General features: G+C 69.8%; 19 protein-coding genes. 5 read left to right on the forward strand and 14 right to left on the reverse strand.

Annotated features, from left to right (window positions below):
• Window positions 1–38: 38 nt before the first annotated feature.
• Both rhaI and FAB82_RS25480 read right to left on the reverse strand, forming a co-directional pair.
• Entirely contained in the window at window positions 39–1,208 is a 1,170-nt protein-coding gene (gene rhaI, locus FAB82_RS25475) for an L-rhamnose isomerase (protein WP_246039839.1), read from the reverse strand.
• Entirely contained in the window at window positions 1,205–1,567 is a 363-nt protein-coding gene (locus tag FAB82_RS25480; protein ID WP_211116859.1) for an L-rhamnose mutarotase, read from the reverse strand. Before FAB82_RS25480 ends, rhaI begins: the two co-directional genes overlap by 4 nt.
• A gap of 347 nt (window positions 1,568–1,914) precedes the next feature.
• Between FAB82_RS25480 and FAB82_RS25485 the strand changes: the two genes are divergently transcribed.
• The 3 genes from FAB82_RS25485 (at window position 1,915) to FAB82_RS25495 (ending at window position 5,530) form a co-directional block, all read left to right on the forward strand.
• Entirely contained in the window at window positions 1,915–2,922 is a 1,008-nt protein-coding gene (locus tag FAB82_RS25485) for a LacI family DNA-binding transcriptional regulator (RefSeq protein ID WP_136537580.1), read from the forward strand.
• Window positions 2,923–3,008: 86 nt separating this feature from the next.
• Entirely contained in the window at window positions 3,009–4,511 is a 1,503-nt protein-coding gene (gene arfA / locus FAB82_RS25490; RefSeq protein WP_136537375.1) for an arabinosylfuranosidase ArfA, read from the forward strand.
• Between the two features lie 116 nt (window positions 4,512–4,627).
• Complete coding sequence (locus FAB82_RS25495) at window positions 4,628–5,530, forward strand: DMT family transporter (RefSeq protein WP_136537376.1); 903 nt, start codon at window positions 4,628–4,630, stop codon at window positions 5,528–5,530.
• 48 nt (window positions 5,531–5,578) lie between these two features.
• Here FAB82_RS25495 and FAB82_RS25500 read toward each other — a convergent pair whose 3' ends face one another.
• The 4 genes from FAB82_RS25500 to FAB82_RS25515 form a co-directional block, all read right to left on the reverse strand.
• Window positions 5,579–6,331, reverse strand: coding sequence for a maleylpyruvate isomerase family mycothiol-dependent enzyme (locus FAB82_RS25500; RefSeq protein WP_168801769.1), 753 nt, complete (start codon window positions 6,329–6,331; stop codon window positions 5,579–5,581).
• A 70-nt stretch (window positions 6,332–6,401) separates the two neighbouring features.
• Complete coding sequence (locus FAB82_RS25505; protein WP_136537378.1) at window positions 6,402–7,001, reverse strand: TIGR03086 family metal-binding protein; 600 nt, start codon at window positions 6,999–7,001, stop codon at window positions 6,402–6,404.
• 61 nt (window positions 7,002–7,062) lie between these two features.
• The gene (locus tag FAB82_RS25510) at window positions 7,063–7,779 is read right to left on the reverse strand and encodes a response regulator (RefSeq protein WP_136537379.1); all 717 of its coding nucleotides are present in this window, start codon (window positions 7,777–7,779) and stop codon (window positions 7,063–7,065) included.
• Window positions 7,776–9,209, reverse strand: a complete 1,434-nt coding sequence (locus FAB82_RS25515) for a sensor histidine kinase (protein ID WP_136537380.1) — start codon at window positions 9,207–9,209, stop codon at window positions 7,776–7,778. Before FAB82_RS25515 ends, FAB82_RS25510 begins: the two co-directional genes overlap by 4 nt.
• Before the next feature lie 107 nt (window positions 9,210–9,316).
• On the opposite strand from FAB82_RS25515, the gene FAB82_RS25520 reads away from it, so the two are divergent.
• Both FAB82_RS25520 and FAB82_RS25525 read left to right on the forward strand, forming a co-directional pair.
• Window positions 9,317–9,940: a DedA family protein gene (locus tag FAB82_RS25520; RefSeq protein ID WP_136537381.1), complete on the forward strand. Its 624-nt coding sequence runs from the start codon at window positions 9,317–9,319 to the stop codon at window positions 9,938–9,940.
• A complete protein-coding gene (locus FAB82_RS25525) occupies window positions 9,937–10,608 on the forward strand; it encodes a DedA family protein (RefSeq protein ID WP_136537382.1) in 672 nt (223 codons plus the stop codon). Before FAB82_RS25520 ends, FAB82_RS25525 begins: the two co-directional genes overlap by 4 nt.
• On the opposite strand, the gene atzF is transcribed toward FAB82_RS25525, so the two are convergent.
• Genes atzF through urtA form a run of 8 tightly spaced genes read right to left on the reverse strand, consistent with a single transcriptional unit; the run spans window position 10,568 to window position 21,357 of the window.
• Window positions 10,568–12,238, reverse strand: a complete 1,671-nt coding sequence (gene atzF, locus FAB82_RS25530) for an allophanate hydrolase (protein WP_136537383.1) — start codon at window positions 12,236–12,238, stop codon at window positions 10,568–10,570. The two genes, FAB82_RS25525 and atzF, sit on opposite strands and share 41 nt — an antisense overlap.
• Window positions 12,239–12,268: 30 nt before the next feature.
• Window positions 12,269–15,844 (reverse strand): urea carboxylase, encoded by a 3,576-nt coding sequence (gene uca, locus FAB82_RS25535; RefSeq protein ID WP_136537581.1) that lies wholly within the window; start codon window positions 15,842–15,844, stop codon window positions 12,269–12,271.
• Window positions 15,845–15,895: 51 nt separating this feature from the next.
• Window positions 15,896–16,609 carry a GntR family transcriptional regulator gene (locus FAB82_RS25540; RefSeq protein ID WP_136537384.1) on the reverse strand — a complete coding sequence of 238 codons (714 nt, stop codon included), beginning with the start codon at window positions 16,607–16,609 and terminating at the stop codon, window positions 15,896–15,898.
• Window positions 16,606–17,298: an urea ABC transporter ATP-binding subunit UrtE gene (gene urtE, locus FAB82_RS25545; RefSeq protein ID WP_136537385.1), complete on the reverse strand. Its 693-nt coding sequence runs from the start codon at window positions 17,296–17,298 to the stop codon at window positions 16,606–16,608. Before urtE ends, FAB82_RS25540 begins: the two co-directional genes overlap by 4 nt.
• Complete coding sequence (gene urtD / locus FAB82_RS25550; RefSeq protein WP_136537386.1) at window positions 17,282–18,091, reverse strand: urea ABC transporter ATP-binding protein UrtD; 810 nt, start codon at window positions 18,089–18,091, stop codon at window positions 17,282–17,284. The genes urtE and urtD overlap by 17 nt, the downstream gene beginning before the upstream one ends.
• A complete protein-coding gene (gene urtC, locus FAB82_RS25555; protein WP_136537387.1) occupies window positions 18,088–19,179 on the reverse strand; it encodes an urea ABC transporter permease subunit UrtC in 1,092 nt (363 codons plus the stop codon). Before urtC ends, urtD begins: the two co-directional genes overlap by 4 nt.
• On the reverse strand, window positions 19,176–20,060 hold the full coding sequence (gene urtB / locus FAB82_RS25560; RefSeq protein ID WP_136537388.1) for an urea ABC transporter permease subunit UrtB: 885 nt from the start codon (window positions 20,058–20,060) through the stop codon (window positions 19,176–19,178). Before urtB ends, urtC begins: the two co-directional genes overlap by 4 nt.
• A 31-nt stretch (window positions 20,061–20,091) precedes the next feature.
• A complete protein-coding gene (gene urtA / locus FAB82_RS25565; protein WP_136537389.1) occupies window positions 20,092–21,357 on the reverse strand; it encodes an urea ABC transporter substrate-binding protein in 1,266 nt (421 codons plus the stop codon).
• Between the last annotated feature and the right edge of the window lie 162 nt (window positions 21,358–21,519).

Genomic DNA, 21,519 nt, shown 5'->3' on the forward strand with positions numbered 1-21,519 from the left:
TGGCGGTCGGACTGGATGGCTCGGGGCGGCGGGCCCGCTCAGGCGCCCCAGCCGGCGGCTTGGCCGCCCTGGCGGTTGCTCTTGATGTCGTCGGCGTACCCGGAGGCGGCGTAGGCGGCCATCGGGTCGGGGTCGAGGCCCTGTTCGACACGCAGGTCGGACAGCAGGGCGCGCACGTCGGTGTTGTAGGCGTCCATCAGCACGGCGTTGGCGCCCAGCACGTCTCCCGAAGTCTGGGCGGCTTCGAGGGCGGCCCGGTCGACCAGCAGCGCCTTGGCGGTGGCCTCCTGGACGTTCATGACCGAGCGGATGACCGCGGGGATCTTCGGCTCGATGTTGTGGCACTGGTCGAGCATGTAGGCGATGCCCGAGGACGGGCCGATCGCCTCGCGCAGCGCCAGCTCGTGCAGGATTCTGAACAGCTGGAACGGGTCGGCCGAGCCGACCATGAGGTCGTCGTCGGCGTAGAAGCGCGAGTTGAAGTCGAAGCCGCCGAGCCGGCCCTGGCGGAGCAGGAACGCGACGATGAACTCGATGTTCGTGCCGGGGGCGTGGTGGCCGGTGTCGATGACGACCTGCGCCTTGGGGCCGAGCTCGGTGCAGTGCGCGTACGCGGTGCCCCAGTCGGGGACGTCGGTGTGGTAAAAGGACGGCTCGAACAGCTTGTACTCCAGCAGGAGCCGCTGGTCCTCCCCGAGCCGGCCGTACACCTCGGACAGGACCTCGGCGAGGCGGTCCTGGCGGTCGGCGATCGAGTCCTGGCCGGGGTAGTTGGTGCCGTCGGCGAACCACAGTTTCAGGTCGGCAGACCCCGTCGCGTCCATGATGTCGACGCATTCGAGCAGGTGGTCGGTGGCCTTGCGGCGCACCCCGGGGTCGGGGTGGCAGACGCTGCCGAGCATGAAGTCGTCGTCCTGGAACGTGTTCGAGTTGATCGTCCCGATGCGCACGCCCTGCTCGGCGGCGTGCGCGGCCAGGGCGGCGTAGTCCTCGACCTTGTCCCAGGGAATGTGGAGGGCGACCGAACCTGCCGTGCCGGTGAAGCGGTGCACCTGGGCGGCGTCGGCCAGCTTCTCGAACGGGTCGCGCGGCACCCCCTGCTGGGCGAAGACCTTGAACCTGGTGCCGGAGTTCCCGAAGGCCCACGAGGGGGTCTCGATGTTCTGGCTCGCCAGAACCTGTTTCGCCGACTCGATCCGTTCACTCACTTCGAGGCTCCTTCGCCGTCTACCGCCGCCAGTTGGTCCTCCAGGTGGAAGACCTCAGCGATCACATTGAACGATTCATCCGCCGCGGCCCCGCCGGTGTTCTCGAAGAACGGGGCCATCTCGGCCTGCCAGCGGGCGTTGACCTCTCGCTCGGCCATGCCGTCGAGAGCGGCCTGGTAGTCCTCGGTTTCGAAGTAGCCCACCAGGAGTCCGTCATCGTCCAAAAAGAGCGAGTAGTTGCTCCATCCGGTCTCGGCCAGGGCCCGAAGCATGTCGGGCCACACCGCCGCGTGGCGGCGGCGGTATTCGTCGAGGCGTTCGGGTCGCACCCGGAGGGTGAAGCACACACGCTGTGTCACGGGGGTTCCTCCCAGCGGTAGCGGCCGCGGTGTTGCGGCCACGTTTTTGAATCGTTTCATCGGGGGTTTTCGTTAACATAGATGGCGTTATCCAGGCCTGTCAAGTGCTCGCCCGGTAAAAATTCGGGCACCCTTCGGGTTATGCTCCACTGGCTGTCCGTCTTGGGTTGAAACGACTCAACACGCCTCGCGGCCGGTCGGGATCTCACCCCGTCCAACGTAGGGCAAGGCGGACGAGGCAAACCGGGTGGATGCGGATTCGGCCCCCTTCGCCCACCCGCCGAAGGCGCCCGCCCGGCGACGCTTGCGAACCGGGTGCGGAACCTGCATAGACTCATGAGGTGACGATGACCACAACCAGCATGAAAGACGTCGCGCGCGCCGCGGGCGTGTCGGTCGGGACGGTTTCGAACGTGCTCAACCGGCCCGAGGCCGTCGCCGAGGAGACCCGCCGCCGGGTCCAGACCGCGATCGCCAAACTCGGGTACGTCCGCAACGACTCGGCCCGGCAGTTGCGGGCCGGACGCAGCCGCAACGTCGCGATCGTCGTGCTCGACGTGGCGAACCCGTTCTTCACCGACGTCGTGCGCGGGGCCGAACCGCTGGTCGACTCGGCCGGCGGGGTCGTAACCGTGTGCGACTCGGGCGAGGACGTGCACCGCGAGCAGCGCCACCTGGAGATCCTGGAAGAGCAGCGGGTGCTCGGGCTGCTCATCACCCCCGTCGACGGCTCCTCGTCGGAGCGGCTGGAACGCCTGACGGCCCATGACATCCCGGTGGTCCTGGTCGACCGCGGCGCCGGCCAGCACCCGCACTGCTCGGTGGCCGTGGACGACGTCTACGGCGGGCGCACGGCCGCCGCCCACCTGGTCGAGCGCGGCCACACCTCGATCGCGTTCATCGGCGGCCCGATCGCGATCCCCCAGGTCGGCGACCGCCTGGCCGGCTGCCGCGCGGTCTGCGAGGAGGCCGGGATCCATCTGGAGGCGTTCACCTCCGTGAGTCTGAACGTGGCCGGTGGACGCGAGGCGATCGAGCAGATGCTGGGCCTGCCCGAGGTGCCCACGGCGGTCTTCTGCGCCAACGACCTGGTCGCCCTCGGGGCGCTCCAGGGGCTGACCATGCACGGCGTCAAGGTGCCCGAGGAGTGCGCGATCATCGGCTATGACGACATCGACTTCGCCGCCGCGGCGGCCGTCCCGCTCTCCTCGGTCCGCCAGCCCCGCTCCCAGTTGGGCCGCACCGCCGCCCAGCTGCTGTTCGACGAGATCGCCGAGGGCGAGGACCACACCCACCGCAACGTGGTGTTCCAGCCCGAACTGGTGGCCCGTGCGTCGACGGCCGCGGCCCTGTAGGATATCGCTGACCTTTACCGATAAAGTCGGCTGTCACCCGGTGATCCACGCTCCGGATGCGGTCACGATTCCCCTGAGAGGCAGCAATGGCGCAGCACCACCAAGCCCGCATCGAGTTCGATCCCCGATTCACCGTCGCCGAGGTGCCCGATCGGCTGTTCGGCTCCTTCGTCGAGCACCTGGGCCGATGTGTCTACACCGGCATCTACGAGCCCGGCCACCCGACCGCCGACGCCGACGGCCTCCGCCAGGACGTGCTGGAATTGGTGCGCGAACTGGGCCCGACCATGATCCGCTACCCCGGCGGCAACTTCGTCTCCGGCTTCCGCTGGGAGGACTCGGTCGGCCCCAAGGAGGAGCGCCCCCGCCGCCTCGACCTGGCTTGGGGCGTCACCGAGACCAACCAGTTCGGGCTCAGCGAGTTCATGAAGTTCTGCCGCGCCACCGGCGTCGAGCCGAACATGGCCGTCAACCTCGGCACCCGCGGCATCGAAGCGGCGCTCGACCTCATGGAGTACGCCAACCACCCCTCCGGCACGGCCCTGTCCGACCTGCGCCGCTCGCACGGCGACGAGGACCCCTACGGCATCAAGCTGTGGTGCCTGGGCAATGAGATGGACGGGCCCTGGCAGGTCGGCCAGCGCACCGCCACCGAGTACGGCCGCATCGCCGACCAGACGGCGCGCGCGATGCGCATGATCGACTCCTCGCTCGACCTGGTCGCGTGCGGCTCCTCCTCGCGCGGCATGCCGACCTTCGGCGAGTGGGAGGCCGAGGTGCTGTCCAACTGCTACGACTCGGTCGACTTCATCTCCGCGCACGCCTACTACCACCCCGGTGACGGCGACATCCCCAGCTTCATGGCCAGCGCGCAGGACATGGAGCTGTTCATCGACGGCGTCATCGCCACCGCCGACGCCGTGGGCGCGAAGCTCAAGAGCGACAAGAAGATCAACATCTCCTTCGACGAGTGGAACGTCTGGTACCAGCTGGAGTGGGAGAAGTCGGAGCACGCCAAGTGGGTCGAGGCCCCGCGGCAGCTGGAGGACCACTACTCGGCGATGGACGCGGTGGTGTTCGGGTCGCTCCTGATCACCCTGCTGCGCCGCGCCGACCGCGTCACGGCCGCATGCCTGGCGCAGCTGGTCAACGTCATCGGCCCGATCATGACCGAGCCTGACGGACCCGCGTGGCGCCAGACCACGTTCTTCCCCTTCGCCGAGGCCAGCAAGTTCGGCCGGGGCAAGGTGCTGCGCGTCAACGCCGACTCGCCGGGGTTCGCGACCGACAAGTACGGCGAGGTCTCCTCGCTGCACTCGGTCGCGGTCGCGAACGAGGACGGCTCGGTGACGGTCTTCGCGGTCAACCGCGACCTGAACACCCCGATGACCCTCGAGGTCGATGCGGGCCTGGCTTCAATCGGCTCGGTCACCTGCTCGACGCTGACCGACGAGGACCCGAACGCGAAGAACACCCTGGAGAACCAGACCCGGGTCACCCCGGTCGAGAACCAGACCGTGGCGGTCGAGGGCGGCAAGATCACGGTCGAGCTGCCCGCGATGAGCTGGAACACCATCCGCATCGCCTGAGGTGACGACACGCGGGGGTCGGAGCGCTGTGCGGTCCGGCCCCCGCACGCATTGCAGAAGCAACTCGATTCGGGCCGACCGAACCCGGCACCCGCGATCGTGTCTACGGTGAGGACATGCGAGGTGTCAGCGACCGCGTCGGGCTGGCCCTGTTCGTCGGGGTGTCGATCTTCGCCGGGGGCAATGCGGTCGGCATCAGGTTCAGCAACCGGGAGCTGGACCCGCTCTGGGGCGCTTCTTTGCGGTTCGGAGCCGCCGCGCTGCTGCTCATGGCGCTCATGTCCGCCCGCAGGCTCCCGATGCCGCACGGACGCGCACTCGCGGGTGCGATCGCGTTCGGGCTGCTCAACTTCGGCGTCACCTTCTCCCTGGCCTATTACGCCCTGGTCTATATCCACGCCGGGCTCGGCCAGACGATCCTGTCGATGGTGCCCCTGGTGACCCTGCTGCTGTCGGTGGGCCAGCGCCAGGAACAGTTCCGACCGGCGCTGTTGGTCGGCGTCCTCTTCGCGGCCGCCGGAGTCGCCGTGATCTCCCAGGCGCCGCTGCGCGAGGCGGTACCGCTGCTGGCGCTGCTCGCGGTCTTGGGCGCGGTCATGGCCTTCGCCGAGGCGGCCGTGCTCGCCCACCGGCTCCCCCGAATCCATCCGATCACCTTGAACGCCGTGGGCATGACCGCCGCGGCAATCGCGCTGTTCGCGGCCTCGTTCACCGTCGGCGACCGGTGGGAGCTCCCCCGGCTCGCCGAGACCTGGTGGGCGCTGGCCTACCTGGTCTTCGCCGGTTCGGTCCTGACGTTCGTGTTCTATGTGCTGCTCATCGGCCGCTGGGGCGCCTCGCGGACCTCATACGTGTTCGTGGTGATCCCGGTCGTGACGATCATGCTTTCGGCCTGGCTCGACGATGAGCCGCTCACCTGGTCGCTGCTGCTGGGCGCGCCGCTGATCCTCTTCGGCGTCTATCTCGGCGCGCTCAGGCCTCCGAGACGTCGCGACGCGCCGACTCCGACGGTCCGCTGAGCCGGGACGTCCGGAGACGTCCCGGCTGCGCTTCGAGCCCTTCCGTGTTTACTGTGTGAACTCCGAGATCAGGTCGTGGAGCGCCGCGGCACTGCTTCGGTCGCCTTGGACGGCGAGGGCGTCGGGGCCGGTGCGCCGCCACAGCCACATCAGGGCCTCGCTCGGGCTGCCGGAGACGGTCGCCTGCGCATCGTCGGCGACGCCGTCTTCGACCGCGACCCGTTCGGGGCTGATCCGCACGGTCCAGGAGCACTCGCCGGTGTCGATCGCTACGACCAGGTCGCTGTTGGCGGTGAGGGTCTCGGCCACGTACTCATGGAAGGCGATGGAGCCCCATTCGAGCATGACGGTCACCATCTCGTCGATCCCGTCGCGGGCCAGGGCGGGATCGACCGTCCCGATCGGCTCCCCCGCGGCCAGTTCGGCATCGGCGCGGTGGACCGCGGTCTCCTGCGCCATGCGGCGGATCCAGAATCCGACGGACTGGTCGGGGCCGTACCAGGTGAAGGACAAGGTCTCGGGCCCGCGGGCGTCGAACTCGGCGAGCAGCTCGGCCAGCGCGGCGTCGAAGCGTGCGACGGCAGCGCCCTCGCGGACGGGCATGTCCTCGTCGGCGGGTTCACGCAGGAGCCGCATGCACTGGATCTTGTGGTCGTAAACCTCGGTGACGTGGTCGAGCAGGTCGGTAGCGGTCCATTCGGGGCACGAGGGCACCTTGGCGTCGGGTTCGGCGCGGAGCGCAGCGGCCCTGAGAGCGGCGGCCTCGGTGACCAGGTGGGATTGGAGTAGGGAGTGATCCATGTCCGCGATGGTGCCACGGACCTCCGACATCCGATCGAGTCGGCCTCGGAGGTGGGCCGCCGCCCTCAGGTCAGGCCGCTCGATCGGGCCGCCACGCGGGGTTTCGGCCGGTGATGCCGATGAGCCGGTCCAGGGGCGCGGCATCGGGATCGACCTCGAAGACCGGGCCGTAGATGCCCGCCCGGGCGGCCTCATCGTCGGCGTCCTGGCCATCGAATTCCAGCAGCAGCTCGACCGCCTCGGGCGGTAGTGCGTAGTGCTGTCCGGTGGCGCGGGAGAGGTCCCAGCCGTGGATGGCGACCTCGTTGTACGCCACCAAGCCCATGATCTCGGCGGGCAGGGTGACACCGCCCGCGGTGGTCTCGCCGGTCCATGCCTCGGGGTCGCTCCAGGCCGCGGCGAGGGTGTCCAGGCGGTCTGAGAGGGTCGTTCGCCACTGCGGGTCGAGGTCCGACGTCGGCAGGCCCGGCGGAGTGTCGGTGTGGGGCCCGCGTTCCTTCCGCGCGGCGCTGGTGAACGCCTGGGTCAGTCCGAGCAGGTGGTTCAGCAGCGCGCCGAGCGTGAACTCCTGGCAGGGCGTGGGGTCGGACAGCCGCTGGTCGTCGACGCCCTTCAGCAGAGCTGCTACCTGTTCGGTGGCGGGACGGAATTCGATCGCGGTCTCATTCATGAATGCACGCTCCTATAGGCGGGAATGGCTCACCTACAGAGACGAGCCCCGGCACTGGAATTCATCGAACCGTACCGTCGTTGTCGGCGTCGAGACCGGCCTCGTAGGCGATGATCGCCGCCTGCACCCGGTTGTCGATGCCGAGGGCGGTGAAGAGCGCGCTCAGATACTGCTTGACCGTGCCTTCGGACAGATGCAGGGCCCTCGCGATCTGGGCGTTGGACTGTCCCTTCCCGATTCCAGCGAGCAGATCGCGCTGCCGAGGTGTGAGGGCTTCGACCCGGGAACGGGCCCGGGCGGCGCGATCGGAGCGTCCGCCGGTCTGCTGGCGTAGCAGCCAGCGCCCGACCCGTGGAGAGAACGCGGCACCGCCGGCCGCCAGCGCGCGCACGCCCGCGATCAAGTGGTGGGGGTCGTCGGATTTGAGGAAGAATCCGAGAGCGCCGAGTCTGACGGCCTCGGCGATGTACGTCTCGTCGGAGAAGGTGGTCAGCATCGCGACCGGCACGGCCGGGCTCTCGCGGCCGAGCTGTTCGAGCACGCGGATGCCGTCGAGTCGGGGCATCTGGATGTCGAGGAGGATCACCTCCAGCAGGTGCCGGCGGGCCAGGTCGAGGGCCTCGACCCCGTCGGAGGCCTCAGCGGTGACCTCGATGCCGGGGGCGGTGGCGAGGATGCCGGCGATTCCCGCGCGGACGAGCCGGTCGTCGTCGGCCAGCAGCACTCGCACTGGGGAGTCCTGTTGGGGCTCTGGGAGTTCGGGGAGCGATGCGGTCATGAGGGCGGGATCGTATCAGTGGAGACGACCCGGTCGTCCGCGAAGCAGACCCGGTAGACGTCGACGCGTTCGAAGAAGCTGACGGAGGCTTCGTAGTAGTTGCAGGTCGCGCCTGGAGGTTCGGGAAGGACCGCGTCCGGCTCATCGAGCATGTCCACCGCGGGGAGCACCCGTTCCGTCGCTTCCCGGGTGTCGCCGACTTCGATGGCCGCGAAGCTCTCGGCGGGCAGTGTCGAGCCGACATTGTGGTACACGAAGTATCCGGCCACCACCAGAGCCGAGACGACGAGCCCCGCGGCCGGAACCATCCACGCCAGCCTCGTCGCCAGGTGACCGTGCCGTTTGGCGCCCGCGGCCTCTTCGACGAGCACATCGATGCGCGAGGGCTGGGGTCGTGTCGCGGTCGGCGACGGCATCGACGAACACGGCAGCCGCAGGATCAGGGTGAAGTCCTCACCGTCCTCCGCTTCGAGACTGCCGCCGAGGATGGCGGCCCGGTGCCGCAGCGCGACGAGGCCATGGCCGCTCGGACCGGCTGCAGGACGCGGCGAAGCCGCCGCGTTGCGCATCTCCAGCACCACCTCGTCGCCGACGGCGTCGACGGCGATCCGCACCTCGGCGTCCGGCGCGTGCTTGGCGGCGTTGGTGAGCCCTTCCTGGAGCGCCCGGAGCAGCGCGGCACGGGTGTAGTCATTGGCGGCGGACTCGACGGCGGGCGCGATCGTGCTTCGCACCGAGACGCCGGAGGCCCGCGCGCGCTCGATCACGTCTTCGATGCCAAGTCCGCTCAGGGATGCCGTGACGGCGGACGTCCGTCCCGTCAGCAGCCCGACCGTCTCGCCCAACTCGTCCGCCGCGGCGGCCGCGTTCGCCCTGATGCTCTCCATCTCGGCCCTCGCCCGCGGCGGCAGCTCCTCATCGAGGGAGAGGCGGGCGGCCTGGACGGCGATCAGAGTCAACCGGTGCCCCAGGCCGTCGTGCATCTCGCCGGCCATCGCCTCGCGCTCCAATGCCACGGCCCGCTCGACGCGCGCATCGTGCTCCCGTGCCTCGGCGAAGGCCAGGTCCCAGCCGCGCTGGAGGAAGCTCCGCCGGGCTCGCACCGCGGTCATGATCAAGATGACGACGAGGAAACCGAAGGCATAGACGATGCCGAAGAAGAAACCGGCCAAGGCGTTCGACCACGACTGATGTCCGAGCACGGTCATGGTCCCGAGCATCGCCGCCGCGGCGATCACCACGAGCGGCCAGGGCGGCTTCAGGAAGCCGACGGCCAAGCCCACGACGATCATATTGATCGCCAGGCCCACTTCGTTGAACTGCACCGACCAGAACAGGACGGCACCGAGGAGGACACCCGCGACGGCGGCGACCGCCCAGGTCGCCGCACGCGCGAGCCGGGGCCGCGAAGACGCATCATTGTCGAACACCTCTCCAAGATAGGGAGGCGGAATCGAATGCGGCACTCGCTTTCGTTAGTGCTTCGCCTCGCCTTCAGCACTGCCTGACGGTGCCCGACCCCGCTTAGCGTTGCCGCATGCTCGACCAATTCACCCAGTTCCTCGACGCCGCAGGCGAACACGGCCCCGCAGTGCTCGCGTTCGTCTTCGTCGTATCGGCAGTCGAGGCGGTCTTCGGTCTCGGCGCGCTCGTACCCGCCGAGACCGCCCTCGTCCTCGCCGCCATCGTCCTCGCCGAAAGTCCACTGCTGTTCGCCGCCGTGTTCGCCGCCGCCGCGGGAGCCTTCATCGGCGACCACTTCGGCTTCGCCATCGGCAGAAGACTCGGCACGAGAATCGCCGACACCCGCGCCGTGCGCAGGATCGGCATGGAGCGGTGGCATCAAGCCGGCCGCTTCGTCGAACGACGCGGCGTCGGCGTCATCGTCGTCGCCCGTCTGCTGCCGGGCATCCGCACGCTGGTCGCCGCGGCGGCCGGCGCATCACAGATCCGTTACCGACGCTTCGCGCCCGCCACGGGCATCGCCGCCCTCGTGTGGTCGCTGCTGTGGGTCCTCGGCGGTGCCACTCTCGGACCGGCGTTCCTCCAAATCGCCGAACGGGCGACGCTCCCGGTGTTGACCGCGGTCGCAGCGGTCGTGGCCGCGGTCATCGTCCTGCGTCTGATGCGCAGGCGCACCAAGGGGACGGCGACGCGATGAGCCTCGGCCTGCCGATCGTGGCCCTCCTGCTGGCCGCACTGGTCATCGCCGACTTCTTCGTGCCGATGATCCCGAGCGCCACCGCCGTCGCGACCCTCGCCGGCTTCCTCGTCGGCGATGAGCTCCTGATCGCGAGCCTGATCGCCTGGGCCGCGCTCGCCTCCTGGCTCGGCGACGTGCTGGGCTACCACGCCCTCCGTCATACCAGGGCCAGGATGCGAAAGCCGATCCTCAACTCCGCCAGGATCACCCGCCTCGAAATCAAGCTGCGCGAAACACTGCGGCACCGGCCGCGCCGGACGACGGTCATCGCCAGATTCCTGCCCGCGGGCAGGACGGCGCTGGCCTGGGCGGCCGTGGCCGCGCCGAACTACCGGCACTCGAACATGGCGGCGATGGCGGGAGTCGCGTGGGCTTCGTACATGGTCGGCGTCGGTCTGCTCATCGGCTGGATCTTCGGGGCGGGGCTCTTCTCCGCGGCCACGACGGTGACGTCGGTCGTCGCCTTGTCGGTGGCCTTGGGCTGGTGGTTCAAGGGAACCCGGTCGGGCCCGCGCAAGGCCGACGGGCCGGCGTGGGTGCGGCTTCGCGGCGGGACGCGCGAGGCGTCCCGCCGGTCGTCCCCGGTCACGCCGCCTGGTGGGCCCTCCAGCCTCCGGCGGCGGTGATGTCGGTGCCGAAGGGCACCGTGGTGACGAACCCGGTGGCCAGGGTGCCGTCGTCCAGTTCGACCTTGCCGAGCGTCATCGGCTCGGGCAGTGCGGTCAGGAAGCGGCCCAGCGCGGTCGGGCTCAGCAGCCAGCGCTCGCCGGGCAGGGAGACGCCTCTGGCCGTCCTGACCACGACCGGCTTGGGCGGCTCGATCTTCAGCGCGTACATGCGGTAGGCCGGGGCGGTCGCGACCTCGCCGGCGAGGCGGGCGCCCAGGTCGGTGAGCTGGCCGTTGAGGGGCATGCCTTGGAGGTGGGCACCGAAGACCACCAGCTCCGCCTCGGCCGGGGCGAACAGCGGGCTCGGCTCGCCCGTGATCCGCGCGGCCAGGTCGAGCGCGACCTGGTCGGCGAAGGCCGGGGTGATCACGCTGACGCCGAAGCCCTTCGTGCCGGCGGTCCCGGCGGGGATCGCCACGGCCGCCATGTCGAGCAGGTTCACGAAGTTCGTGTAGGTGCCCATCTTGGCGTTGACGGCGATCGGGTCGGCCTCGACCTCAGTGATCCGGGGGTGCAGCGGCGCGGTCGGCAGCAGCAGCGCGTCGAAGCCGTCGAGCAGGCGCATCGCCTCGACACGGGCCGCGCGGAGCCGCTGCTGGTCGGCCACCAGGTCGGCGCCGCTGAACTTCTTGGCGCCCATGACGATCTCGGCGACGGTCGCATCGACCGCATCGGGCCAGGCGTCGATGTACTCGCCGAAGGCCGCGTACCGCTCGGCCACCAGGGCACCCTCATAGAGCAGCAGTGCGGCCCGCAGCAGCGGCTGCACGTCGAGCTCGACGCACTCGATCCCGGCGTCCTCCGCCTTCGCGAGCGTCTCGGTCCACAGCGGAACGAAGGCGGGGTCGAGCGGGGCCAGGTCGTCGGCCCGCGGCACGGCGACGCGAGCCCGCGGCGGTGCGGCCAACGCGATGTCGGCGGGCCAGGGACGCGAGGCCGGGTCGGCCTCGCTGGGGCCGGTCATGACCCGCATGGCCGCAGCGGCGCCGGCCAGGTCGGGGGCGAAGACGGTCACGCAGTCGTAGGAGGCGCAGGCGGGGACGACGCCGTCGACCGGCACCAGGCCGAGGCTCGCCTTGATGCCGACGATCCCGTTGAGGGCGGCGGGGACGCGCCCGGACCCGGCGGTGTCGGTGCCGAGCGCGAAGTCGGCCACGCCGAGGGCGACGATCACGGCCGAGCCGGACGACGAGCCGCCGGAGATCAGCGCCGGGTCGTGGGCGCTGCGGACGGCCCCGTGGGGGCTGCGGGTGCCGACCAGGCCGGTCGCGAACTGGTCGAGGTTGGTCTTGCCCAGGCAGATCGCCCCGGCCGCGCGGAGCCGGGCGACCGCGGTCGCGTCCCGCTCGGGCCGGTAGGCGAAGGGCGGGCAGGCGGCGCTGGTGTCGAGCCCGGCGACATCGATATTGTCCTTGGCGGCGTAGACCTTCCCGGCCAGCGGCAGGTCCTCCCCCGCCGCCAGCGCGGCCTCCACCCGCTCGGCCTCGGCGAGCACGTCGGCCTTGTCCCGCAGGACGATCCACGCCTCCGGCCGGTCGGTTGCGGCGATGCGCGCGAAGGCCGCCTCGACCCGTTCGATGGTGTTCACTCGATCCCCTATCTTCTTGTGCTGCCGCGCTTATTCGGCGATGACCAGCAGCGGCGAGCCGGGCGCGGCCTGCTCGCCGGGTTTGGCGAGGACGCGCGTGACGGTGCCGGACACCGGTGCGGTGACGGGCATCTCCAACTTCATGGCCTCCAGGACGACGACCGCCTCGCCCGCTGAGACTTGTTCGCCTGCTTCGACATTGACTCTCCACACACTGGCGGCCATGGGTGCTTCCACTAGGGTCTCACCCGGTTCGAGTGCGACAGCGGCGCCCGCGGTCGGGTCGGGTTCGGTCATGTCGCGGTCGAATTCGCCGGCGTCGGCCCAGCGCTGCCTCTCGGCCTCGAACGCGGCGGCTTGGCGGGTGGAGAACGCGTCGATGGATTCGGCGTTGTCGGCCAGCAGGCGCCGGTAGTCGGCGTAGGCGAATTCGCCATCGCGGATGTCGATCTCGCGCCTACCGGCGGCGAGTTCGCGGCGGATGTCGACCAGTTCCTCCTCGGAGACGCGTTCGAACACGACGCGGTCGAAGAACCGCAGCAGCCACGGCAGGCCGTCCTTGAAGGAGCCGAGGTCGCGCAGGCCCGACCAGATCGGCGCGGTGCGGCCGACCAGCTGGTAGCCGCCCGGGGAGTCCATGCCGTAGATGCACATGTAGGAGCCGCCGATGCCGACGGTTCCCTCGGCGGTCCAGGTGCGGGCCGGGTTGTACTTGGTGGTCACCAGGCGGTGGCGCGGGTCGACCGGGACCGCGGCGGGCGCGCCCAGGTAGACGTCGCCGAGTCCGAGGACGAGCCATTCGGCGGCGGTGGCGATGTTCGCGACGTCCTCGATGGAGTCCAGGCCGTTGATGCGGCGGATGAACTCGATGTTCGAGGGGTTGAACAGGGCGTCGTCGCGGACGTTGGTGGAGTAGCGGGCGATGGCCTCGTCCACTACGGAGTCGTTCCAGGAGATGGGCAGCCGCACCTCGCGGGACGGCACCACCATGTCGTCGATCACCGGGAGGTCGGCTTCGAGCTCGGTCAGCAGGCCGGTGAGGGAGCGGATCGACAGCACGTCGGGGTCGACGTGCAGGTGGAGGGAGCGGACGCCGGGGGTCGTGTCGATGATTCCGGCGGGGGCGGCCGCGGCGAGCGAGTCCATGAGGGCGCCGACGCGCATGCGCAGCCCCAGGTCGAGGTGCATGGGCCCGTATTCGAGCAGGATCGCGTCGTCGCCGGCGCGGCGGTAGGCGACGTCGGGGCGGTCCGCATTGCCTTCGATGAACGCGAGCGTCGCGTCGTCGTCCGCGGCGCCGATGAGCGGGACCGGGACGGAGACGGGCGCGGCGCGGAGCCGGTCGGCCTCGATTTCGGCGACGGGCACGAAGGTGACCGTGTCGCCGGGGCGCAGCTGCCCGAGCTTCCACCGGTCCGATGTGGTCACGGTGAACGGGCAGGCGAAGCCGCCCAGGCTCGGCCCGTCCGGCCCCAGGAGGGCGGGGGTGTCGCCGGTGAAGTTCACGGTGCCGACCGAGTACGGGTTGTCGTGCAGGTTGGACGGGTGCAGACCCGCCTCTCCCCCATCGGTTCTGGCCCACTTCGGCTGCGGCCCGTCGAGACGGACCCCGGAGCGTCCCGCGTGGACCTGGACCTTCCAGGTGGCGTCGTAGACCGTCGCCATGTCGTGGCGGGTGAAGTAGTGCGGCGCGGGCTGGGGGCCGGGTGTGACCGCCAGGGTCCAGTCGTGGCTGAACGAGGGGCGCTCGGCGACAGGAACGGGTGCGGCGGTGCCGGTGGCGGCGGCGAGGTCGGGCAGGAGCCGGTCGCCGGTGCGCAGCTGGTCGCCGGTGTAGCCGCCGATGCGGCCGGGCGGGAAGGTCGAGGCCGAACCCAGGAACGTCGGAACGTCAAGGCCGCCTTGGAAGAGGATGTAGGCGCGGGCTCCGGCGTCGGCGATCTGGCCGACGGCGAGGTCGCTCCCGGAGGGCACCGCGATCGGCTCCCACTGCTCGCAGGTCTCGCCGTCGAGCGTGACCGGTGCGGGGGCGCCGGTGACGCAGACGGTGACCGGGACGCTGAACCGCAGGGTCGGCCCGGCGATGGTGCACTCCAGGCCGGGCAGGCCTTCGGCATTGCCGAGCGCGCGGTTGCCGAGCCGGAACGAGTAGTCGTCCATGGGGCCCGACGGCGGGACGCCGACCTGCCAGTACCCGATGCGGCCGGGGAAGTCCTGGACGGTGGTGAGCACGCCGGGGGCGATCACGTCGATGCGCGGGCTGGTGTCATCGATGTGGGCGACGGTGCTCGTGGTGTGCTCCACGGCCGCGACCCGGGGGTCGACCGCGGCGGCGCGCAGCTGCCCGAGGTTGGTGTGGACGCCCTCGATCCTGGTCTCGGCCAGCGCATCGGCGAGCGCCGACCAGGCGGCCTCGCGGGTCGCTCCGGCGGTGATCACCTTGGCGAGCATCGGGTCGTAGGTGGCCGGGACGTCGATGCCGCGTTCGATCCAGGTGTCGACCCGGACCGCCGCCGGAAACTCGGCGCAGGTGAGCAGGCCGGCGCTGGGGAGGTGGTCGCGGGCGGGGTCTTCGGCGTAGACGCGTGCCTCGACGGCGCTGCCCTGGACGGGCGGGCCGGCGTCGGGGACGCCTTCGAGGAAGTCGGTGTCGCCGGCGGCGGCGCGGATCATCCATTCGACCAGGTCGATCCCGAGGACCGCCTCGGTGACCGGGTGCTCGACCTGGAGGCGGGTGTTGAACTCCAGGAAGGAGGCCTCGCCCCGGTCGGCGTCGTAGATGAACTCGACGGTTCCGGCGGAACGGTAGGCGGCGGTGGCGGCCAGCGTGCGGGCCGCGGTGTGCATCTGCTCGCGGACGTCAGCGGGCAGGCCGGGCGCGGGGGCCTCCTCGATGACCTTCTGGTGGCGCCGTTGGAGGGTGCAGTCGCGATCGGCGAGGCTGACCACGCGGCCTTCGCCGTCGCCGAAGACCTGGACCTCGACGTGGCGGGCCCGGCGGACGTAGCGCTCCAGGTAGACGGCATCGTCGCCGAAGTTGGTGGCGGCGAGGCGCTTGACGGAGGTGAAGACGTCGGCCAGTTCGGCGGGATTCTCGGCGACGCGCATGCCGATGCCGCCGCCGCCGGCGGAGGCCTTGACGATGACGGGGTAGCCGATCCGCGCGGCGGCGGCCACAGCCTCGTCGGCGCTGTCGAGTGCGGCGGTGCCGGCGGCCAGCGGCACTCCGGCGGCGGTCGCGGCCTCGCGGGCGGTGACCTTGTCGCCGAACAGTTCGAGCTGTTCGGGGGTGGGGCCGATGAAGACGAGTCCGGCCTCGGCGACGCGGCGGGCGAATTCGGCGTTCTCGGCGAGGAACCCGTAGCCGGGGTGGACGGCCTGGGCACCGGTGTCCTTGGCGGCCGACAGGATCGCGTCGACGTTCAGGTAGGACTCGGCGGGGGCGGCGGGGCCGACGCACACGGCCTCGTCGGCGTCCCTCACATGCAGGGACGCGGCGTCGGCTTCGGAGTAGACGGCGACGGTCTCGATGCCGAGGGTGTGGGCGGTGCGGGTGATCCGCCGGGAGATCTCGCCTCGGTTGGCGATGAGGATGCGGTCGAACACGGTAGGTCTCGCTCTCAAAGCTGCGTTCTTGCTGGAGTCGGGGGTGCGGGATCAGGGCCTGACGGCGCCGGCGAGGCGGGCCCATGACAGGGCGGCCTCGGCACGGGTGACCACTATGGATCGGGAGGTCTCGATGTGCCGCGTGAGGATCTTCGTCGACTCCTCATAGCGGCCTTCGAGGGCGCCTTCGGCGATCTCGATGTGCTCGATGATCGTCGCGGCCATGCGTTCGGCGGTGAAGTAGTCGAACATGCGGGCCGGGCGGATGCGGTTGTTGACGACCTTGAGCGCCTCGGCCAGCTGCGGGTTGCCCGAGGCGGCCAGCAGGGTGAGGTGGTAGCGCTCGTCGGCGTCGACCATGCCGGCGCTCGGTTCGGGCGGGGACTGGCGCATCGCGTACCAGCGGTCGAGTTCGGGGCCGAGCAGGTCGCGGTCGTGCCGGATCTCGGGGTCGGCCGCGGCCCGCGCCAGCCCGCGCAGCTCCAGCGTCAAGCGGACCTCGTAGAGGTCGTTGAGCTGGTCGATGCGGGGTCGGTACGGATACAGGCCGTCGCTCTCGCGCGAGACGAGGCCGTCCGCGTTGAGGCGGCTCAGCGCCTCGCGTACGGGGGTGCGGGAGACGCCGTAGTTCCCGGCCAGGCGCTCCTCGCCGAGGCGCTTGCCCGGCTCGTACTTGCCGGCCATGAGGTCGGCGCGCAGGGCCATGTAGACGCGGGCGGCCAGCGGCTCGTCCGTCTCCGGCAGGGGTTCGTATTCCACGGTCATATCGCCATCGCCTCCCGGACGTCGGTCTCGGCGCCGGAGCCGGTCTCGCCGTGGGAGGCGATGCGGCCCCCGCGCAGGACGTAGTAGCGGCTGGCGGCTTGGAGTGCGAAGCCCAGGTGCTGTTCGACCAGGAGGACCGACAGGCCGCCCCGCGCGGCGAGGTCCACGACGGTGGCTTCGATCTCGGCGACGACGTTCGGCTGGATGCCCTCGGTGGGCTCGTCCAGGATGAGCAGTCGCGGCTCGGTGATGAGGGCGCGTGCGATGGCCAGCTGCTGGCGCTGCCCGCCGGACAGCAGCCCGGCCTGGCGGCCCAGGAGGCCCTTCAGCGCCGGGAACATGTCGAGCTGTTCGGCGATGAGGGCCTTGCCGCGCCCCCGGCCGTCGGCGACCAGCCGCAGGTTCTCCAGGGTGGACAGGTGCGCGAAGCACTGCTGTCCTTGGGGCACGTAGGCCATGCCGTCCTTGACGCGCTTGTTCGTCGGTTTGGCGGTGACGTCGGCGCCGTCGAGGGCAACGGTGCCGCCCATGGCCGGGATGAGCCCGACGACGGCCCGCAGCAGGGTGGTCTTGCCCGCGCCGTTGTGGCCCATGATGGACACGACCTCGTCGGTTCCGACTTCGAGGTCGATCCCTTGGACGACGGCCGAGCGGCCATATCCGCAGGAGAGGTCACGCAACTCGAGCATCGGCGGTCTCCATGTCTTTAGAGGGAGCACCTTTGGAAGGTGCAGTCTCGGAAGGTGCGGCGTTGCTGGTGCCCAGGTAGACCTCCTGGACCTTGGCATCGGTCGAGACCTCGTCGACCGATCCGGCGGCGAGGACGGCCCCGGCGTGCAGAACGGTCACGCGGGAGGCATTGGCCCGCATGAAGTCCATGTCGTGCTCGACCACGGCGACGGCGCGGTCGGCGGCGATGTCGTGGAGGAGCTTGCCGGTGGTCTCGCGCTCCTCGTGGCCCATGCCGGCGATCGGTTCGTCCAACAGCAGCACGTCGGCGTCCCCGACCAGGAGCATCCCGATCTCGAGCCACTGCTTCTGGCCGTGCGCGAGGATCCCCGCGTCGGTGCCGGCGTGGTCGGCCAGGCCGATGCGCTCCATCGTCTCGAGCACCTGCTGCGGCAGGTGCTTCCTGCGGCGCAACAGGCTCCAGGGACTGCGCCCGGCTCCGGCGGCGATGTCGAGGTTCTGCGCGACGGTGAGGTTCTCGAACACCGTCGCCGTCTGGAAGGTGCGGCCGATGCCCTTGCGGGCGATGTGCGGGATCTTCTTGCCGCGCAGTTCCTCGCCGTCCTTGGTGACCGAGCCGGTGTACTTGGCCAGGCCGGTGATGGCGTCGACGAGGGTGGTCTTCCCGGCCCCGTTGGGTCCGATGAGGAAGTGGACCTCGCCGCGGCGAAGTTCCAGATCGACGCCGTCGACGGCCTTGAAGCCGTCGAAGCTGACTTCAATGTTCTTGCAGGTCAAGAGGACGTCATTCATGCGGTCGCCTCCACGGCTTCGGCATTGTTCTTGAATCGGAAACGCTTGGCCAGCGCGGGGATCGAGGCGATCCCGCCCGGCAGCAGGGCGATGACGACGATGAACAGGAGCCCTTGCGCGTAGGTCCACGCCGAGGGGAACTGCTCGGAGAGGGTGGTCTGGGCCCAGGCGACGGCGAGCGCGCCGATGACCGGCCCGAGGAGGCTGGCGCGGCCGCCGATGGCGACGCCGAGGATGAACATGATGGACGGGACGATGCCGATGCTGGCCGGGGAGATGATCCCGACGACCGGCACGAACAGCGCCCCGGCGATCGAGGCGAGCAGCGCGGCGACCGCGTAGGCGACGACCTTGATGTTCGCCGAGTCGTAGCCGAGGAAGCGGACGCGTTCCTCGGAGTCGCGGACGGCCACGAGCAGTTCGCCGTAGCGGGAGCGGCGCAGCTGGAGCGAGAGTGCGACGACGGCGAGCAGGACGGCGGCGACGATGAAGTACAGCATCTGCTGGTTCACCGGGTCGTTGATGGTGTAGCCGAAGAAGTACTGGAAGCGGGAGATGCCGTTGAATCCGCCGAGGGACTGCTGTCCGATCAGGAGGATCGCGAAGGCGCCTGCCAGGGCCTGGGAGAGGATCGCGAAGTAGGCGCCCTTGACGCGGCGTTTGAAGACCGCCAGGCCGAGGAGGACGGCGAAGGCGGTGGGGAGGATGAGGATCGCGGCGATGGTGAAGACCGGGGAGGCGAACGGGGCCCAGTAGGCGGGCAGGGAGCGGATGCCGGCGAGCTCCATGAAGTCGGGGACGGCGCCGGGCCCGTTGCGGAACTCCGCGTCGGCCATCTTGAGGTGCATGGCCATCAGGTAGGCGCCCATGCCGAAGTAGACGCCCTGCCCGAGGGTGAGCATGCCGCCCCTCCCCCAGGCGAGGCCGATGCCGACGGCGACGATCGCGTAGCACAGGAACTGGGCGAACAGGCCCAGCCGGAAGCCGGACAGCAGCAGCGGCATGATTCCGAACAGGGCCACGGCGGCGCCGGCGAAGCCGGACCAGATGCCGAACTTCGATTGGAAGAACTTGCTCACTGCACTCATGCGAGGCTCCTTGTCCGCAGCGTGAACAGGCCCTGGGGGCGCAGCTGGAGGAAGACGACGATGACGATGAAGACGCCGACCTTGGCCAGCGACGCGGTCGAGTTGGTCTCGAAGACCGCTTGGAGCGTGCCGAGCGCCACCGCGGCGATCACCGCGCCCTTGATGCGGCCCATGCCGCCGGCGACGACGACCAGGAACGCGTCGACCAGATAGGACTGGCCGGTCGTCGGGCTGGTCGAGCCGATGAGAGTCAGGGCGACGCCCGCGATCCCGGCGAGGCCGGAGCCGATGAAGAAGGTCGCGGCGTCGACCTTGCGAGTGGAGATCCCGGCGGTCTCGGCGAGGTCGCGGTTGCCGACGACGGCGCGGATGCGCCGCCCGGCCGGGGTGAAGCGCAGGACCAGCGTCACCGCGGTGACCGCGACGATGGCGAGCGCCATGATGAACAGGCGGGTCTTGGGGAGGGTGGTCCCGAGGATGTCGACGCCGCCGCGGAGGAATTCGGGGACGGACACGTTGACCGCCTGGGCCCCGAACGAGTCGCGGGCGACCTGCTGGAGGATCAGCCCGACCCCGAAGGTCACCAGGAGGGTGTCGAGGGGGCGGTGGTAGAGGCGCCGGATGAGCAGCGCCTCCAGGATGAATCCCATGAGGCCGCCGACGAGGAAGCCGATGGGGAGGGCGATCAGGAGGGAGACGCCGGCGTCTCCGATCACCTGCTGGGTGACGTAGGCGGTGTAGCAGCCGGCCATGATGAACTCGCCGTGCGCCATGTTGATGACGCCCATCTGGCCGTAGGTGAGCGACAGGCCCAGGGCCGCGAGCAGCAGAATCGATCCGGTGCTCAAGCCGGTGAGCAGTTGTCCTACAAGCATGTCCATGCGTTCGTCTCCTTCCTGATCGCCCGGTGGATTACTCGGTGACCGTCAGGTCGGCGGCCCAGTCGTAGCCTTCGAGGAACGGGTCGGGCTCGATGGGGCCCTCGGATTCCCAGACGGTGTAGAGCAGGCCGTCGGACTGGATCTCGCCGATGCGGGCGGTCTTGGCGACGTGGTGGTTGTCGCCGTCGATGACGACGGTCCCTTCAGGGCTTTCGAAGGAGACGCCGTCGGCGTTGGCCTGGATGTCCGCGACGGCGAAGGATTCGGCCTTCTCGACGGTGGCGGCCCACAGGTAGACCGAGTTGTACGCGGCCTCCATCGGGTCGGAGGTGACGCGGTCGGCGCCGTAGGCGGCCTTGAACGCCTCGACGAACGTGGAGTTCACGTCGGATTCGACGGTCTGGTAGTAGTTCCAGGCGGCGAGCTGGCCTTCGATGTTCTCGACGCCGATGCCGCCGACCTCCTCCTCGGCGATGGAGACGCTCATGACCGGCATCTCCTCGGCGGTGAGGCCGACGTTGGAGTACTCGCGGAAGAAGGCCACATTGGAGTCGCCGTTGAGGGTGTTGAACACCGCGTCGGCGCCGGAGGCGTTGACCTGCTGGACGATCGTGGAGAAGTCCACGCCGCCGAGCTGGACGTAGTCCTCACCGAGGACCTCGATGTCGTGGGCCGCGGCGTAGGCGTTGATGATCGCATTGGCGGTGCGGGGGAAGACGTAGTCGGAGCCGACCAGGTAGATCGATTTGACGCCGGTCTCGGCGAGGTAGTCGAGCGCGGGGATGATCTGCTGGTTGGTAGTGGCGCCGGTGTAGAAGATGTTCTCGCTGGCCTCGAGGCCCTCGTACTGGACCGGGTAGTACAGCAGCGAGTCGTTGTCCTCGAAGACCGGGAGCATGGCCTTGCGGGAGGCGGAGGTCCAGCCCCCGAAGACGGAGGCGACGCAGTCCTCGCGGATGAGCTTCTCGGCCTTCTCGGCGAATACGGTGGGCTCGGAGGCGCCGTCCTCGTCCACGAGTTCGATCTGCTTGTCCATGACGCCGCCGGCGGCGTTGATCTCGTCGACGGCGAGGTGGATGGCGTCATTGACGGTGGTCTCGGAGATCGCCATGGTGCCGGAGAGCGAGTTGAGCGCGCCGACCTTGATCGTGTCACCCGAAGTGTCTACACAGGATTCGGCGGCGGCGGTCTCATCACCGGCGCGGGCACCGCCGCACGCGGCGGCGGATCCGGCTGCGATCAGGATCGCGGCGGAGGCCGCAAGGGCTCGGGAGGTTGGCTTGAAGCGGTTTTGCATGCGGTACTTGACCTTTCGCAGAGGAGCGTCCCGGATTCGAGGGGTCCGGGTCTGCAGGGGCACCGCCGCAGGTCGCGGCGGTGTACATCGGCGTATACAACGACGTATCCGCTCTGGGTACAAGCTAGGACCGCGATGTTTCCCCGTGGTTCACGTCAAGCA

Origin of the sequence: Glycomyces buryatensis (assembly GCF_004912275.1) — a bacterium.
GTDB classification, from domain to species: domain Bacteria; phylum Actinomycetota; class Actinomycetes; order Mycobacteriales; family Micromonosporaceae; genus Glycomyces; species Glycomyces buryatensis.

What these genes read in the sequence shown, in the direction of transcription:
- urtC (WP_136537387.1), bottom strand. Translation starts at nt 19,179, where the DNA reads ATGAGTGCAGTGAGCAAGTTCTTCCAATCGAAGTTCGGCATCTGGTCC.
- FAB82_RS25525 (WP_136537382.1), top strand. Translation starts at nt 9,937, where the DNA reads ATGAGCCTCGGCCTGCCGATCGTGGCCCTCCTGCTGGCCGCACTGGTC.
- urtE (WP_136537385.1), bottom strand. Translation starts at nt 17,298, where the DNA reads ATGCTCGAGTTGCGTGACCTCTCCTGCGGATATGGCCGCTCGGCCGTC.
- urtA (WP_136537389.1), bottom strand. Translation starts at nt 21,357, where the DNA reads ATGCAAAACCGCTTCAAGCCAACCTCCCGAGCCCTTGCGGCCTCCGCC.
- FAB82_RS25520 (WP_136537381.1), top strand. Translation starts at nt 9,317, where the DNA reads ATGCTCGACCAATTCACCCAGTTCCTCGACGCCGCAGGCGAACACGGC.
- urtB (WP_136537388.1), bottom strand. Translation starts at nt 20,060, where the DNA reads ATGGACATGCTTGTAGGACAACTGCTCACCGGCTTGAGCACCGGATCG.
- FAB82_RS25510 (WP_136537379.1), bottom strand. Translation starts at nt 7,779, where the DNA reads ATGACCGCATCGCTCCCCGAACTCCCAGAGCCCCAACAGGACTCCCCA.
- urtD (WP_136537386.1), bottom strand. Translation starts at nt 18,091, where the DNA reads ATGAATGACGTCCTCTTGACCTGCAAGAACATTGAAGTCAGCTTCGAC.
- arfA (WP_136537375.1), top strand. Translation starts at nt 3,009, where the DNA reads ATGGCGCAGCACCACCAAGCCCGCATCGAGTTCGATCCCCGATTCACC.
- FAB82_RS25505 (WP_136537378.1), bottom strand. Translation starts at nt 7,001, where the DNA reads ATGAATGAGACCGCGATCGAATTCCGTCCCGCCACCGAACAGGTAGCA.
- FAB82_RS25485 (WP_136537580.1), top strand. Translation starts at nt 1,915, where the DNA reads ATGACCACAACCAGCATGAAAGACGTCGCGCGCGCCGCGGGCGTGTCG.
- FAB82_RS25495 (WP_136537376.1), top strand. Translation starts at nt 4,628, where the DNA reads ATGCGAGGTGTCAGCGACCGCGTCGGGCTGGCCCTGTTCGTCGGGGTG.
- FAB82_RS25540 (WP_136537384.1), bottom strand. Translation starts at nt 16,609, where the DNA reads ATGACCGTGGAATACGAACCCCTGCCGGAGACGGACGAGCCGCTGGCC.
- FAB82_RS25500 (WP_168801769.1), bottom strand. Translation starts at nt 6,331, where the DNA reads ATGGATCACTCCCTACTCCAATCCCACCTGGTCACCGAGGCCGCCGCT.